Source organism: Allostigmatella hybrida (genome assembly GCF_020103775.1).
GTDB classification, from domain to species: domain Bacteria; phylum Myxococcota; class Myxococcia; order Myxococcales; family Myxococcaceae; genus Hyalangium; species Hyalangium aurantiaca.
Genome location: NZ_JAHXBH010000001.1, coordinates 751,901 through 766,734, shown reverse-complemented (window position 1 = coordinate 766,734; position 14,834 = coordinate 751,901). Strand labels below are relative to the sequence as shown.

Below are 14,834 nucleotides of genomic sequence, written 5' to 3'. Positions count from 1 at the left end.
GCTGCGGGGAGCCCCCTGTGACGCAACGGGAAACAAGGGGCCCGGTCCTGCATCATCGGTATTACAACGGATGGCTCACTGCACGGTCAGGAAGATGGCCGAGGGCACGCCCCAGTTGCCCTGGCTGTCCTGGGCCTCGACGAAGAGCGTGTGCCGGCCGGGGGCCAGCCCCGTGGTCACAACGGTGGCCTGCACGGACTCGGCGGTGGCGTTGAAGGTCCCATCCACCGGGTTCATGGCGTAGGTGGGCGTGCCGGACACCCACGAGGGCGCGTCGATGGAGTAGCGCGCGGCGCGGATGGCCTGCGCGGCCTCGGTGCCGCCGTTGGTGCCGTAGCGGGTGTCATCGGCGCGGGCGGAGAGCGTCACGCTCGCGCCCTGGGCGACGGTGCTCGCCGACAGCGCGAGCGTGGTGGCATCGGGGCCCGCGCTCACCTGGTAGGGCCGGCGCGCGGCCTTGAAGGCGTAATAGAGCGCCCCCATGTTCTTGGGGACAATGGTGTTCTCGAAGCTGGTGCAGCTCTCGAAGAACGCGCTGCCCATCTCGAAGGTGTAGGAGGCGACGCCCAGCTCGCCGTAGGAGAACGCATCCGTGGAGCCCGTGGCCGCGTAGAGGCACGAGGCCACCTGGCAGGCCTGGTAACCATTGAAGTAGTTGAACTTGCGCCCCAGGGTCCGCAGCTGGGTGGCATTGGGGGCCGGCGTGGTGCTGGCGCCCCAGGGGTAGAGCACGTAGCCGCCGTAGCTGTGGAGGCTGATCAACAGGCCGGTGGCATCCGCGGGCGCGGCGTCCGTGGAGCCCGTGCCGCGCTGGTCGGGGAAGATGGAGCGGATGTAGCTCTGCAGCGCCTGGACCTCGGGCTCGGAGGCGGCGGAGCGGCCCCGGTACGTCTCGTTGCAGAAGCTGGTGCTGGCGCCGCCGCCGCCCCAGTCGAAGCTGCTGTTGCGGTTGAGGTCCACGCCCCACGTGGTGGCGTTGCACGAGCCCTGGGTGGTGTTGGTGTTCTTGCGCTTGGAGGCGCCCGTCTCGGCGATGCGGCGGCCATCGGGGTTGGCCTGCACCACCACGTGCAGCTCGTGGTGGTCGAGCAGCCACGTGGCGTCGGCGTCCGTGCCGTAGCGCGAGGCGAGCTGCTCGGCGAAGCGCGTGGCCATCTCCGCCGTCGTGTACTCGCGGGCGTGGATGCCGCCCATGAGGAAGAAGCGCGGCTTGGGGCCGGGGCGCGACGTGTTGGTGAGAATCATGACGCGCAGGTCATCCCCCGCGGGGCCCCCGGCGGTCACCTTGTCCCAGGTGTCCCCAATGTCCTTCCACTGGGCGAGGTTCGGGTAGGTGGTCTCCAGCCGGGCCATGGCGGCATAGGTCTCGGGCACGGTGCGGTAGCACGAATAGCCGGAGATGCCCTGGAGGCGCATGTCCTGCTCCCGGGGCGCGTTGAGGATCCGCGTCTGCTCCTCGAGCAGCTCCACCTTGCGCCCGGAGGCCACCAGGGCGTCGAACTCCGCTTGCGACAGGAGCGCCTCCACGGTGCGGCGCTCATTGTCCACGGCGGCGGTGAGGTCCAACTTCTCGGCCAGACCGTTGAGGTCCTCCCGGGAGGCGAAGGACACCTTGGCCACGAGGGTGGCGTCCTGAGAGTGGGCGTGGGCAAGCGGGGAGAGAGAAAGCGCGGCCAGGGCGACGAACGCTGCGGAGTGTGACGGCATGGGGGATGCTCCTTGGTGAGGCTTTGCAAGCTATTCCAAGGATTCCCGTTTGGCTAGATTTCGCAGCCGCAACGCGTTGCCAATGACAGACACGGAGGAGAGGCTCATGGCGGCGCTGGCGAGCATGGGGCTCAGCAGCCAGCCAAATGCGGGGTAGAGGACGCCGGCGGCCAGGGGCACCCCGAGCAGGTTGTAGACGAAGGCGAAGAAGAGGTTCTGCCGGATGTTGCGCAGCGTGGCCTCGCTGAGGGCACGCGCGCGGGCGATGCCCACCAGGTCCCCCTTCACCAGCGTCACCCCCGCGCTCTCCATGGCGACGTCCGTTCCGGTCCCCATGGCGATGCCCACGTCCGCCTGGGCCAGGGCGGGCGCATCGTTGACGCCATCTCCCGCCATGGCCACCACCCGCCCCTCGGCCTGGAGCCGCTTCACCACGTCCCCCTTCGCCTCGGGCAGCACCTCGGCCATCACCTCGTCCAGCCCCAGCTTCCGGGCCACCGCCTCCGCCGTGGTGCGGCTGTCGCCGGTGAGCATCACCACGCGCAGGCCCTCGCGCCGCAGGAGCGCCAGCGCCTCGGGCGTGGTGGCCTTGAGCGGATCCTCCACCCCCAGCAGCCCCGCGGCCGCTCCCTCCACCGCCACGAAGACCACCGTCTGTCCCTCGCGCCGCAGCGCCTCGGCCCTCGCGGACAAGGCGCTCACGTCCACCCCCAGCGCGGAGAACAGCGCCGCGTTGCCCAGCGCCACGGAGGTGCCCTCCACCTGCCCCACCACGCCCTTGCCGGTGAGCGAACGGAAGTCCTGGGCCCGCGTGGGCGAGGCCCCGCGCGCCTCGGCCCCGGAGACGATGGCGGCGGCCAGGGGGTGCTCACTGCCCCGCTCCAGGCTCGCGGCCAGGAGCAGGAGCCGCGCCTCCGTCATGCCCGCCACGGGCTCCACCGAGACGAGCGTGGGCTTGCCCTCGGTGAGCGTGCCCGTCTTGTCCACCACCAGCGTGTCCACGCGCTCCAGCCGTTCGAGCGCCGAGGCCTCCCGGACGAGCACCCCCACCTGCGCCCCGCGCCCGGTGGCCACCACGATGGAGATGGGCGTGGCGAGCCCCAGCGCGCACGGACAGGCGATGATGAGCACCGCCACGGCGTTCACCAGGGCATGGGCGAACCGGGGCTCGGGCCCCCACACGCTCCACACCAGGGCGGTGAGCACCGCCACGGCGATGACGGCGGGAACGAAGACGGAGGCCACCGTGTCCGCCAGCCGCTGGATGGGGGCCCGGGTGCGCTGGGCCTCGCCCACCCGCTGGACGATGCGCGACAGGAGCGTGTCCTTGCCCACGCGCTCGGCCTTCAGGATGAGGCTCCCGGTGCCGTTGACGGTGCCTCCCGTCACCTTCGCGCCGGGCGCCTTCTCCACCGGCAACGACTCGCCCGTCACCATGGACTCGTCCACGGCGCCCTGCCCTTCCACCACCACGCCATCCACGGGGACCTTCTCGCCGGGCCGCACGCGCAGCCGGTCTCCGGGCCGCACCTCCTCCAGGGACACGTCCTCCTCGCCCCCATCCTCCCGGAGCCGCCGGGCCGTGGTGGGTGCCAGGCTCAAGAGGGCCCGCAGTGCACCCGAGGTGGCCCGGCGGGCGCGCAGCTCCAGCACCTGGCCCAGGAGCACCAGCGTGATGATGGTGGCCGCGGCCTCGAAGTAGACGGGGATGGCGCCCCCATGGCCGGTGAAGGCATGCGGCAGCGCACCGGGAAAGAGCGTGGCGAAGACGCTGAAGAGGTAGGCCGCGCCGGTCCCCAGCGCGATGAGGGTGAACATGTTGAGGTGCCGGTTGCGCACCGAGGCCCAGCCCCGCTGGAAGAAGGGCGCTCCGCCCCACAGCACCACGGGGGAGCTGAGCACGAGCTGGATCCAAGCGAGGGCGCTGGGCGAGAGCCGCTGCTGGACCGGCTGGCCTGGAATCATCTCCGACATGCCCAGGACGAGCGTGGGCACACAGAAGGCCAGACATACCCAGAACCGGCGCGTCATGAGGAGCAGCTCGGGGTCCGGCGTCTCGTCCCCCAACGTGAGGGCTTCGGGCTCCAGCGCCATGCCACACTTGGGGCAGGCCCCCGGATGGTCCTGCCGGACCTCCGGGTCCATCGGGCAGATGAACATCGTCCCGGGCGGCGCCTCGGGCGCGGGGGCCGGCGTGGGGTTCAGATACTTCTGGGGATCCGCGCGGAACTTCTCCTGGCACTTCGGGTTGCAGAAGAAATAGCGCTGGCCTTCATGCTCGAAGGTGCCCCCCTTGGGGTGCTCGGGGTCCACCCGCATGCCACAGACCGGGTCCACGGGCCGGGAGTCGCCTGACGGTGCTTCCTGCATGAAGGGCATCCTCGGCTGTGGAAGGATTCCGGCCCATGCTTGAACTTCGCGCGTGTATCGATGTCAACGATCTGGACCAGGGCATTGCCTTCTACACACAGGCGCTGGGGCTCACGCTCGGGCGCCGGCTCGGAGACGGCTGGGCAGAACTCCTCGGAGCGCCTTCGCCCATCGACCTGCTCGCCAAGCCCGAGGGAAGCTCCGCCAGCCCCACGGCGTCCCTGCCCCGCACCTACCGCCGGCACTGGACGCCGGTCCATCTGGACTTCGTGGTCAGCGATCTCGATGCGGCGGTGCAGCGCGCCCGGAGCGCGGGGGCCGTCATCGAAAAGGACATCGAGGTGACGAAGTGGGGGCGCATCGCCCTCCTGGCGGACCCCTTCGGCCACGGCCTCTGCCTGCTTGAATTCCGCGGGCGGGGTTATGACGAACTCCTCTGCGGGGCGTGAAATCGCCTGGGTCAAGAAGCGGAGGAGAGGGCGCGAAACTCGGCGACGCAGTCCAGGAGCCGGTGGATGGCAGCCTCATGATCGCCGTGAGCGGCCTGGAGGAAGGCGTCCTCCCAAGTATGTCCCAGGGGCACGCGGCCGGTGTCCTGGAGCCAGCGCTCGAAGCGCAGGTACTCCTCGTCCTTCAGCCCCGCCAGAGAGAGACACAGCCGGTACCCGTCGATGTACCCGGCCATGTGCTCCACGGATGCTTCACCGATGTACATGAGGATGCGGCCCACGCGGCGGATTTCCAGCAACTCGTCCAGGGTCGGCACGGGAGGTTGAGTAGGCCGCAATGCCGGCGGTCTGCCCAGGCGGCTTCTCTCCTCGGTGTTCAAGGGCATGGCTGCGAGTTCCTCGGGGGACAGGCTGCGGAACTCGGCCACGTAATCGAGGTACTTGCGGATCGCGCGGGTGTGGTCGCCATCGAACTCCCGCAGGTAGGCCTCCGCCCAACCCTCCCCGGGCCACGCCTTCTTGACGTCATGCATCCACAAGAAGAAGAGCTGATCCTGGCCTTCATCCATGCCGAGGTGACGCGCACACCAACTGTAGCCCTGAGTGAAACACCTGACGCGGCCTGCGTTCGGGGTACCCAAGTACAGATAGGGCGGGGACTGGCGTGTCCGCATGTCGTGGCGGATCTGGAGGAGCATTTCAACCAGTGTCGGTGGAGCTTTTGCTGCGGGAGTGCGCGGTTCCTGGTTCATGGCGACTCCACGGCCTTCTCGATGATGGGCGCGCGCGCGCCGAGCCGGCTCATGTACTCGGTCCAGGGAAGCCCTGAGACACCAGTATAGGCATCGTACGCACGATCTTTCATGCGAACCAGTACGTGGAGACCCGCGTTCGAGACATGTGCGTCTTTGCCAGTCGCCAAGCGAAAAACAATCTCGGCAGGGACCCGCTCGTTTGAGACCCGGGTCGTGAGTTCGACGTACTCGGGCCCGCCACCCAGCCGGGTGAAAACGGCGTGGATGCTCCGCGCCACCCCCTGACACGCGCCTGGCACCTGTTTACTCGCGTCGAACGCGGCCTTGAAGCCGGTGAGCCACAGCGGCGCTTTGAGCCCTGTGGCGACCTCGTAGGCCTGGACAGCCTTCGCCAGTTCTCCCCGCGTCAGGTGCGCGAGCACCTGCGCTCGCGCGGAGTCCGTGATGCCTTGTACCTGCGACGCAATGATGCCTGGCGGCGATCCATGGGCCGACTGCGGGCCCACCACGCATAGCACCAGGAACCACCCCAAAATGTGCGGCCGGAGCATATCTGCGGACGCTAGTACCCAAGCGCGCAGAGCCCCAAGGACGTGCCGAGTCGCGTCAAAACCGGGAGACTGCATGCTCGGGCGAGCCCCACTCTTCAGGTGACGGCCGTGAGGACCCAAATCTCAAAGCTGGGCCAGCTCCTCAAGTAGAATTTCCGCCTGCTCGCGGTAGAGCGGCACGACTTCGATCTGAAGCAGGTCTTCCATCAACCGGCATGCCCCCTGCAAATCTCCCCGATCCCGCAGGCGGTATGCTTGGTGAAGCGCATCCGACAGCCTGTGGGAGCCCTCGCGGATGCGCCGCCGGATCTCCCCGAGCAGTGCCGTCGCGGCGGGAAGGCTGTGTAGAGCGGCCTCCGCGTCATCCTGGCTGATGGCCACCTGTTGGGCTGTGCGAAACAGGAGCGCACGCGTGGCATCCGTCAGCTCTAGCGTCGCGCCTCTTTCGAAGACCTGCTGTGCCAGCGCCCGCAGTTCGTCCCAATCGGTCTCTTCCATCATGGGGTCGTTTTCCTACGCTTGCGGCACTGGTTGAAGGGCCACTCCTGTTGTCCCTCGCAGTAACGCAGACACTGATAGCAGGAGCCCATCCACCCTTCGTTCTTGCAATCCACGTAGTTGCGGATGCAGCGCTGCTTCCACTCCGGCAGTTCGAGGTTGTTGGCGAAGTCGCCCTCCCCGTCCCCAGCAGCCTTCGCGGCCTCATAGGCCGTCTTCAACCTGCTGAGAGCCGCCAAAGCCTCGGCCTCAGTTGCGGCGCAGCTCTCCACAGGACTCAAGGGGAACTTCCTGATGCAGCAGGCCACCGACGTTTCTCCGGGTTGGCACAGCGCAGCCGCAGCACCTGCCGCCAACAACCCCAGAAGGAAGGCCAGGCCAACCGCCAGAGGAGAATTCGCACTCTTCATGTGAAGCACAATATCGCAGGGAGCGAGCCACTCGGCTACCACCAGACTGCGCTCCACCTCTGCGGTGAGCTTCGCGCTGACATGTTCCAGGGAAACTCAAGGCAGGAGGCGGGACAGCCCACATGTTGAAGGGCAGTCCTCCAAAAAGGAGGAAATGACCCCGGGTTGAGGCCTGCGGCCAGATGAGCGCGGGCCGTGCTCAGAGCGCGGAGAACAGCTTGGCGAAGTTCTGGCGCCGGAACTCCTCGACGACATGGTTCACGAACACGCGGGTCTTCGCGGGCAGCTGCCGGTGCCCCGCGTAATAGAGCGCGATCGGTCCAATGTCAGCGTGCCACTTGGGCAACACCCGCACCAGCGCTCCGCTCTGCAAGTACGGCAAGACATTCGCCGTCACGACGAAGGTAATGCCCAGGCCCATCGCCGCGCATCGGCAGAGCGCATCGGGATCATTGATGATCAGACGCGGCTTCATCTCGACCGAGAACTGCTCGCCCGAACGCGTGCGCAACAGCCAGGAGCGGATGCGCCCGCTCAGCGGTGAGCGCAACAGGAGGCCCTCGTGGTGCTGGAGGTCCGCGGGCTCCTTGAGCGGTGCGTGCCGCTCCAGGTACGCAGGCGAAGCCACCCCAATCACATGAGCCCTGGCCAGCTCACGCGCGGCCACCCCTGAAGGAAGCTCGAAGCCCCCTCCGATCGCCGCATCGAAGCCCTCCGCGATCAGATCCACCGGCCGGTTCTCGAAGTGCCAATCCGGCACGATGGCGGGATAGCGCGCGAGGAAGTCGTGCAACAGGGGCACGAGGTAGTCGAGCCCGAACCCGGGAGACACGCTGACCTTCAACACCCCCGAGGGCTGTCCCGCGGCCGACGAGGCATTGGCGATGGCGGCTTGGAGCGACTCCAGGCCCGGGCTGGCCTCGCGCAGAAAGCGCTCGCCCGATTCGGTCAAGGTCAGCCCGCGCGTGCTGCGCTGGAACAGGCGCACGCCCAGCTTGGCCTCGAGCCGTGCCACGTTTTGACTGACGGCCGCGGGCGTCAGGCCCAGCTGCCGCGCGGCGCCCGAGAAGCTCGCCACCTGCGCGCTGCGCACGAACGACTCCAGGGTGATGAGGGTCTCCATGATTCACACGGCTCCAGGGCACCAAGCGGAAACGCTTTAAACATCTTGTTTAAAGAGATTCCACAGACTTCCCTCTGTTGCAAGAGGAGCCCGGAACGCATTCTCCCCTCACACCCTTCGTGTTTGGAGATCTCCATGAGCCCCTCTGCTTCCCCCAAGACCGGTCTGGATGCCCTGCTCACGCCTGACAACTGCGTGCTGCTCTTGATTGACCATCAGCCCTTCCAGTTCGCGGGCCTGCGCAGCCATGACACCCAGACGATCATCAACAACGTGGTGGGGCTGGCCAAGGCCGCGAAGCTGTTCGGCGTGCCGACGCTGCTGACCACGGTGCTCGAGGAGCGGGGCGGCTACCTGCTCAAGCCCTTGCAGGACGTCTTCCCCGAGCAGAAGCCGCTCAACCGCACCTTCATCAACACCTGGCAGGACTCCCGCGCCGTCGACTGGGTCAAGAAGTCCGGCAAGAAGAAGATCGTCATGGCGGCGCTGTGGACCGAGATCTGCCTCGCGATGCCAGCGATCCAGGCGCTCGGCGAAGGCTATGAGGTCTACATCGTCACCGACGCCTCGGGCGGCGTCAGCCTCGAAGCGCATGAGATGGCGATCCAGCGGATGGTTCAGGCCGGCGCGGTGCCGATCACCTGGACGGTGCTGGCCTCGGAGCTCCAGCGCGACTGGGCCCGGACGGCCACCGTGCCGGGCATCTCCCAATTGCTCGTCGAGCACATGGGCGTCGTCGGCACCAGCTACACGTGGGAGCAACAGCTGCTCGACACGCCCCCCCAGCGCTGAAACGGGCGAACTCCTGGAAGGGTAGCGCTCCGGCACGCTCAAACGCACACGGAATCCTTGTATTTCATGATTCCATCCACTATGCCAACGCAGCGCGCATGAGCCGCGCATGGGAGGACATAATGCGTCAAATCATCGTCGGCGCTGCACTGGCACTGGGCCTCGGAGTTGGCTTTACGGCAGGAATCCCGTCTGCGGAGGCGGCCCGTCTGCCCGAGCCATCCGCCGCGGCGTGCACTGAGTTCAAGTGCTCCCAGATCTGCACGGACCGTGGCTATGACTACGGCTCGTGCTCCAGCGGTAGCTGTGTCTGTTACTTCCTGCCCTGAGCGGGTGTTGCACTGAGATGACCTAGCGAGGCCGGGAGAAGAACTCCCGGCACTGCTTCAGCGCCTCGCGAGGCCCCTGGGTCACGGCGATGAAGGGGATCAGGATCGCCAAGAGCAAGAGGGGAGCCACCAGCACCCCGGCCAGGACGCCCACCACGGCCCCTCCCGCTCCCAACATCGGGTGAATGGGCCAGCACAACACGGCTCCAGTGACGGCTCCCGTCAGGGTGCAGACCAGCACGACAGGCTCGATGAGGTTCATGGTGAAGTGGCCCCGGTGCAAGGCATCCCAAGGGCATCTATCAAGCCCTGTGCCACCCTCTCCAAGACTGGGGGCCAGCCCCGCTCTGGCTTCCCTGTGCCGGAATGGCGCGTCCCCATAGGCCGGTGTGACAGGCTGTCTCCTGTTCCTTCCGCTAAACAAGGCGCTGAAGGCTCATCTGCCCGGAGATGCTCAAGAGGTTTCCCCATGGCTTCTGAGGCGCCGCTGTCCTCGCGCTTCTTCGTCCTCTGTGACGACAAGGGGGGACGCCATGACACCCAGTTCGACAAGGCGGAGCCTGTTCACCGGGGAGAAGCCCCTCATTGCCCGAGGTGCGGCGCGCCCATCGGCATGCGGACGTGGCAGCCCCCTTATCGTGTCGAACTGGAAGTGCATGGCGAGAACCTTGGCGACTTCGCCGAAGGCCCCGGGTACGACCGGCTCATCTCCGAGCGCATGGCCGAGGCTTTCCAAGCGGAAGGACTGACCGGACTGCTCGGCTTTCATCCCGTGGAAGTCGTCCGAGCGCGCAGGAAGCGCAAAGGGCTCGGAACGGGCCCCGTCCCCCGCTACCTCGCGGTCACCGCGTGTTTCGGACGTGGTGCCGTGGATGAAGGGCGCAGCCGCTTGAGCCGGAACAGGCCCCTCACCTGCCCCGAGTGCCGCGATCCTGGCGTGGACGCCATTCACGGCTTTGCCTTGGAACCCGGCACCTGGCAGGGCGAGGACGTGTTCCGGCCCCGGGGCCTCCAGGGCCGCATCCTCGTCTCCGCGCGCTTCGCCTCGTGGGTCCAGCGGCATGCGCTGACGAACATGCGGCTGATTCCTACCGAGGAATACCTCCAGCCCTGAGCTACCCCACGAGCCCCACAATCCCACGGGTGATGGCATAGACGAGCACCGCCACCAGCGCCGCCGCGGGGATGGTGAACACCCAGGCCCAGATGATGCGCCCGGCCGTGCCCCAGCGCACCGCCTGCCAGCCCTTGGTCGTCCCCACGCCCACGATGGCTCCGGTGATGGTGTGCGTCGTGGACACCGGAATGCCCAGCTTCGCCAGCGCGATGATGGTGACGCCGCCGCCCGTCTCCGCGCAGAAGCCGCCAATCGGCGCCAGCTTCGTCAGGCTGTGGCCCATCGTCCGGACGATGCGCCAGCCGCCGAAGAAGGTCCCCAGCGCGATGGCCGTGTGGCACGAGATGATCATCCACCAGTCGATGTGGAACGGCCGGTCCTTCCAGATGGTGCCAAAGAGCACCACCGCGATGATGCCCATCACCTTCTGCGCATCGTTCGTGCCGTGGCTGTACGAGAAGATGGCCGACGAGACGAGCTGCAGCCGCCGGAACCACGAGTCCACCTTCATTGGCATCTGCCTGCGCACCGTCCAGATGCTCCCCAGCATCATCGCCGTGCCCAGCACCAGGCCCAAGAGCGGCGAGAGCACGATGAACGCGGCGATCTTCGCGATGCCCGAGCCCACCAGCCCCTTGAACCCCAGCACTGGCACCGTGGCGCCGATCATCCCGCCGGCCAGCGCATGCGAGGACGAGGACGGCAGGCCCCACCACCACGTCAGCAGGTTCCACACGATGGCGCCCATCAGCGCCGAGAAGATGACCATCAGCACCGCGTGGGGCCCGGCGGCCTTCAGCATCTCGAAGTCGATGATGCCCTTGCCCACGGTGTTGGCCACCTGCACGCCCCCACCGAACGCCGCGATGAAGTTGAAGAACGCGGCCCAGGCCACCGCCAGGTTCGGCGACAGCACGCGCGTGGACACCACCGTCGCGATGGAGTTCGCCGCGTCGTGAAAGCCGTTGATGAAATCGAAGATGAGCGCGACCGCGACGATTGCGATGACAGCGAAGAGCAGCATTTCAGGAGTGCTCCAGGACCACGCCTTCGATGACGTTCGCGACGCCGTTACACTTGTCCGTGGCGGTCTCGATCAAGTCGTAGACTTCCTTCCACTTGATGATCGTCAGCGTGTCCAGGCCGCTCTTGAAGAGCCGGCTCATGCCCGCGCGCAGCGCCTCGTCCGTCTGGGTCTCCAGCCGCTTGATGGCCTTGCACCCGGCGAGGATCTGCTCCGGCTTCTTGATGAGCCGCAGCGCCGCCACCACCTCCTGGACCTTCTCGGCGCTCAGCACCAGCAGCCGCGCCAGCTCGGCGGCATCCGGCTGGCTCGTCTCGATTTCGTAGTAGTGCAGCCGGGCCGCCGCCGCGTTGGTGAGATCCAACACATCGTCGATGCGCGAGAGCAACGTGTGGATCTGCGCCCGGTCGAACGGAGTGATGAACTCCTTGTGCAGGCGGTTGAAGGCCGCGTGCGTCACGTCGTCGCCCCGGTGCTCCACCTCGCGGAGGGCCTGGACCCGGGCGGCCACGTCCCGGTAGTCCACCAGCAGGGCGTGCAGCATCTTCGCCCCTTCCACCGTCACGGCACACTGCGCGTCGAAGGCGTCGAAGAACTCATCGGACTTGGGCATCAGCCTCTTGAGCATCGTGTCTCCTGGGCACCCGCCTGCGCGGGCACGGAAGTGCGGCGCGAGGTCGTGACACGCACGTGACCCTCGCGTTGCGGGGCCGTCACTACTCCACCTGTCGAGAATCGCCAGCCCTCAGTGCAAAAGGCTGATTTTTCAGAAGAACACCGCCCTTGTAGGTCATCAACCCACCCCTTCATCCCAGGCCCAGCGCCCGTCTATCGATATAAGGGGGGAACCGGAGGGCCCCATGGCGACGCGCTTCAAGAACCTCGATGGCAGTGAGCCGCACGGCTTTGGCACCATCTTCAAGTGGGCCGTGGCGGACAAGCTCGCGGGCCGGCGGCGCAAGTCTCCGGACCGGGCCGCCGTGCCGCGCGTCGAGCCGGACCTCGCCACGCTGGCCACCCCCCCGGCCCCGGGTGAGGGCGCCCGGCTGACGTGGCTCGGCCACGCGAGCTGGCTGGTGCAGCTCGACGGGGTCTCCCTGCTCGTGGATCCGGTGTTCAGCGAGACGCTCAGCCTCGTCATCCACCGCAACGTGCCCCCGGGGGTCCCCGTTGGGAAGCTGCCGCCCATCACCGCCAGCCTCGTCTCCCACAACCACTACGATCACCTGGACCTGCCCTCGCTGCGGCAGGTGGGCGCCCCCATCGTCACCGGGCTGGGCCATGCGCCCATCTTCCAGGGCGCGCGGCTGCCGTGCACGGAGCTGGACTGGTGGGGCTCGACGCGGGTGGGCCCCGTCACCGTCCACTATGTCCCCTCGCAGCACTGGAGCCGCCGGTCGCTGGCGGACGCCAACAGCATGCTCTGGGGCGGCTTCGTCATCGAGGGCTCCAGCGCCCGGCTCTACCACTCGGGGGACACCGCCTACTTCGAGGGCTTCCGGGAGATTGGCCGCCGCTACCCGGGCATCGACGCGGCCATGCTGCCCATCGGCGCGTATGATCCGGCGTGGTTCATGAGCAAGCAGCACATGAACCCCGAGGAGGCGGTGCAGGCCTTCGAGGACCTGGGCGCCGCGCGCTTCCTCGCCATGCACTGGGGCACCTTCAAGCTGACGGACGAGCCGCTCGACGAGCCCCCCCAGCGCCTGGACACGGAGTGGACGCGCCGCCAGTGGCCGCGCGAGAAGCTGCACGTGCTCGCCGTGGGCGAGAGTCTCACCGTTCGTCACGGTTGAGCCCGGCCGGAGGCTGTGGTTTGGGAGCACTCCCATGCTCCTTCCCCTGCTCCTTGCCACCGCGCTCTCCCAGGCCCCGCTCACCACCGCCGCCGAGCGCAGCCAGTGGACCCGCACCGGCCGCTATGACGAAGTGGAGAGCCTCTGCCGCGCCTTCCCCAAGGCCTTCCCCGGCAAGGTGCGCTGCGAGACCTTCGGCACCACCCCGGAGGGCAGGCCCCTGCTGGCGCTCGTGGCCAGCGCGGACGGCACCCTCACCCCCTCGGCCGCCGCGAAGAAGAACCGGCCCGTCTTCTTCTTCCAGGGCGGCATCCACGCCGGCGAAATCGACGGCAAGGACGCGGGCTTCTGGCTGCTGCGCGACGTGCTCGCGGGCAAGGCCCTGCCGGGGGTGCTCCAGCAGGTGACGGCCGTCTTCGTCCCCGTCTTCAACGTGGATGGCCACGAGCGCTTCGGCCCCAACCAGCGCCCCAACCAGGTGGGCCCCGAGGAGATGGGCTGGCGCGTCACCGCGCAGAACCTCAACCTCAACCGGGACTACGTGAAGGCGGACGCGCCGGAGATGACCGCCCTGCTCACCTTCCTCCAGACGTGGGATCCGGTGCTCTACGCGGACCTCCACGTCACCGACGGCGCCCAGTTCCAGCCCGACGTCTCCTTGGGCCTGGAGCCCCAGAAGGGCCACGCCGCCGCGATGCGCCCGGCCGGCCAGAAGATGATCTCCGAGTTCCTCTCGGTGCTGAAGGACCAGGGCCACCTGCCGCTGCCCTTCTACCCCTCCTTCAACGCGTCCGATGATCCGATGTCCGGCTTCAGCTACGGCATCTCCTCGCCGCGCTTCAGCCACAACTACTGGGCCGCCCAGCGCCGCTTCGGCGTGCTGGTGGAGACCCACTCGTGGAAGCCCTACGCGCACCGCGTGAAGACGACGCGCGACGTGCTGGAGGCCATGTTGCGGCTCGTCGCCCGGGATGGGGCCGCGCTGCGCGCCGCCGCGAAGGCCGCCGCCGCCGAGGCCGAGGCCGGGCAGGTGAAGGAGGTGGTGCTCACCTGGAAGACCACCGAGAAGAACCACCCCATCGAGTTCCCCGGCTATGCCTACACCCGGGAGACCTCGCCGCTGTTCCAGATGCCGGTGGTGCAGTACGACGCCACGAAGCCCCAGGTCTGGACGATTCCCTACTTCGACGAGGTGCGCCCGGGCCTCACCGCCGCCCTGCCCGCGGGCGGGTATCTGATCCCCGCGGCGCACGCGGCGTGGGTGGCCGTGAAGCTCCGGGCCCACGGCCTGCGCTTCCAGCGCCTGGAGCGCGCGGTGCCCTCCGCCGAGGTGGAGGTGTTCCGCGCCACCGAGGTTCAGCGCCGGCCGCAGACCTTCGAGGGCCGCGCGGTCCTCTCCGTCCAGGGCGAGTGGAAGCCGGGCACCCAGCCCCTGCCCGCAGGCACGCTCTATGTGCCGGTGGCCCAGCGCGGCGTGGAGGTGCTGGCCCACCTGCTGGAGCCGCTCGCCCCGGACTCGCTGCTCACCTGGGGTTTCTTCAACGCCCACTTCGAGCAAAAGGAATACATCGAGGAGTACGTGTTGGAGCCCTATGCGCGGGAGCTGCTCGCGAAGGACGCCACCGTGAAGGCCGCCTGGGAGCAGCGCTTGAAGGATCCCACCTTCGCGGCGGATCCCCAGGCCCGGATCCAGTTCTTCGCCGGGCGCCACCCCTCCCACGACGTCCGCTTCAACCTCTACCCCGTGTTCCGCACCGCCACGCCCCCGCCGGGATTGCGCCCCGTGAAGTAGGGCGGCCGGAGGGCACTGGCACAACGTGCTACAGCCGCCAGAGCGGGGGCCGGACGCTCACTCCCTGACGGGTGAGAAACAACTTTCTTGCCTGAGATGTGGAGGACGCAACCGCCTCGGG

General features: G+C 67.9%; 15 protein-coding genes. 5 read left to right on the top strand and 10 right to left on the bottom strand.

The window, feature by feature from the left end; translation table 11 throughout:
- Positions 1–75 precede the first annotated feature (75 nt).
- Positions 76–1,707: a M14 family metallopeptidase gene (locus tag KY661_RS03025; RefSeq protein WP_225408746.1), complete on the bottom strand. Its 1,632-nt coding sequence runs from the start codon at positions 1,705–1,707 to the stop codon at positions 76–78.
- 30 nt (positions 1,708–1,737) lie between these two features.
- On the bottom strand, positions 1,738–4,077 hold the full coding sequence (locus KY661_RS03020; RefSeq protein ID WP_225408745.1) for a heavy metal translocating P-type ATPase: 2,340 nt from the start codon (positions 4,075–4,077) through the stop codon (positions 1,738–1,740).
- A 35-nt stretch (positions 4,078–4,112) separates the two neighbouring features.
- On the opposite strand from KY661_RS03020, the gene KY661_RS03015 reads away from it, so the two are divergent.
- The gene (locus tag KY661_RS03015) at positions 4,113–4,526 is read left to right on the top strand and encodes a VOC family protein (RefSeq protein ID WP_225408744.1); all 414 of its coding nucleotides are present in this window, start codon (positions 4,113–4,115) and stop codon (positions 4,524–4,526) included.
- An 11-nt stretch (positions 4,527–4,537) separates the two neighbouring features.
- Here the strand turns inward: KY661_RS03015 and KY661_RS03010 are convergent, their stop codons facing one another.
- The 5 genes from KY661_RS03010 to KY661_RS02990 all read right to left on the bottom strand — a co-directional run bounded on the left by KY661_RS03010 (position 4,538) and on the right by KY661_RS02990 (position 7,863).
- Positions 4,538–5,095 carry a hypothetical protein gene (locus KY661_RS03010; protein WP_317987205.1) on the bottom strand — a complete coding sequence of 186 codons (558 nt, stop codon included), beginning with the start codon at positions 5,093–5,095 and terminating at the stop codon, positions 4,538–4,540.
- A gap of 179 nt (positions 5,096–5,274) precedes the next feature.
- Positions 5,275–5,790: a hypothetical protein gene (locus tag KY661_RS03005; protein WP_225408742.1), complete on the bottom strand. Its 516-nt coding sequence runs from the start codon at positions 5,788–5,790 to the stop codon at positions 5,275–5,277.
- Between the two features lie 165 nt (positions 5,791–5,955).
- Positions 5,956–6,333 (bottom strand): DUSAM domain-containing protein, encoded by a 378-nt coding sequence (locus KY661_RS03000; protein ID WP_225408741.1) that lies wholly within the window; start codon positions 6,331–6,333, stop codon positions 5,956–5,958.
- Positions 6,330–6,740, bottom strand: a complete 411-nt coding sequence (locus KY661_RS02995; RefSeq protein WP_225408740.1) for a hypothetical protein — start codon at positions 6,738–6,740, stop codon at positions 6,330–6,332. Before KY661_RS02995 ends, KY661_RS03000 begins: the two co-directional genes overlap by 4 nt.
- Before the next feature lie 199 nt (positions 6,741–6,939).
- Positions 6,940–7,863, bottom strand: a complete 924-nt coding sequence (locus tag KY661_RS02990) for a LysR family transcriptional regulator (RefSeq protein ID WP_225408739.1) — start codon at positions 7,861–7,863, stop codon at positions 6,940–6,942.
- 135 nt (positions 7,864–7,998) lie between these two features.
- Between KY661_RS02990 and KY661_RS02985 the strand changes: the two genes are divergently transcribed.
- On the top strand, positions 7,999–8,655 hold the full coding sequence (locus tag KY661_RS02985; protein WP_093524074.1) for a hydrolase: 657 nt from the start codon (positions 7,999–8,001) through the stop codon (positions 8,653–8,655).
- Between the two features lie 351 nt (positions 8,656–9,006).
- Here KY661_RS02985 and KY661_RS02980 read toward each other — a convergent pair whose 3' ends face one another.
- Positions 9,007–9,246 (bottom strand): hypothetical protein, encoded by a 240-nt coding sequence (locus tag KY661_RS02980; protein WP_225408738.1) that lies wholly within the window; start codon positions 9,244–9,246, stop codon positions 9,007–9,009.
- 207 nt (positions 9,247–9,453) lie between these two features.
- Between KY661_RS02980 and KY661_RS02975 the strand changes: the two genes are divergently transcribed.
- On the top strand, positions 9,454–10,098 hold the full coding sequence (locus tag KY661_RS02975; RefSeq protein WP_225408737.1) for a hypothetical protein: 645 nt from the start codon (positions 9,454–9,456) through the stop codon (positions 10,096–10,098).
- 1 nt (position 10,099) lies between these two features.
- Here the strand turns inward: KY661_RS02975 and KY661_RS02970 are convergent, their stop codons facing one another.
- Together KY661_RS02970 and KY661_RS02965 are read right to left on the bottom strand one after the other, a co-directional pair.
- Positions 10,100–11,125, bottom strand: coding sequence for an inorganic phosphate transporter (locus KY661_RS02970; protein ID WP_225408736.1), 1,026 nt, complete (start codon positions 11,123–11,125; stop codon positions 10,100–10,102).
- Position 11,126: 1 nt separating this feature from the next.
- A complete protein-coding gene (locus KY661_RS02965; protein ID WP_225408735.1) occupies positions 11,127–11,753 on the bottom strand; it encodes a DUF47 domain-containing protein in 627 nt (208 codons plus the stop codon).
- A gap of 232 nt (positions 11,754–11,985) precedes the next feature.
- Here KY661_RS02965 and KY661_RS02960 point away from each other — a divergent pair, with 232 nt between their 5' ends.
- A complete protein-coding gene (locus KY661_RS02960) occupies positions 11,986–12,921 on the top strand; it encodes an MBL fold metallo-hydrolase (RefSeq protein WP_225408734.1) in 936 nt (311 codons plus the stop codon).
- A gap of 34 nt (positions 12,922–12,955) precedes the next feature.
- Positions 12,956–14,713 (top strand): M14 family zinc carboxypeptidase, encoded by a 1,758-nt coding sequence (locus tag KY661_RS02955; RefSeq protein WP_225408733.1) that lies wholly within the window; start codon positions 12,956–12,958, stop codon positions 14,711–14,713.
- The last annotated feature ends 121 nt before the right edge of the window (positions 14,714–14,834 follow it).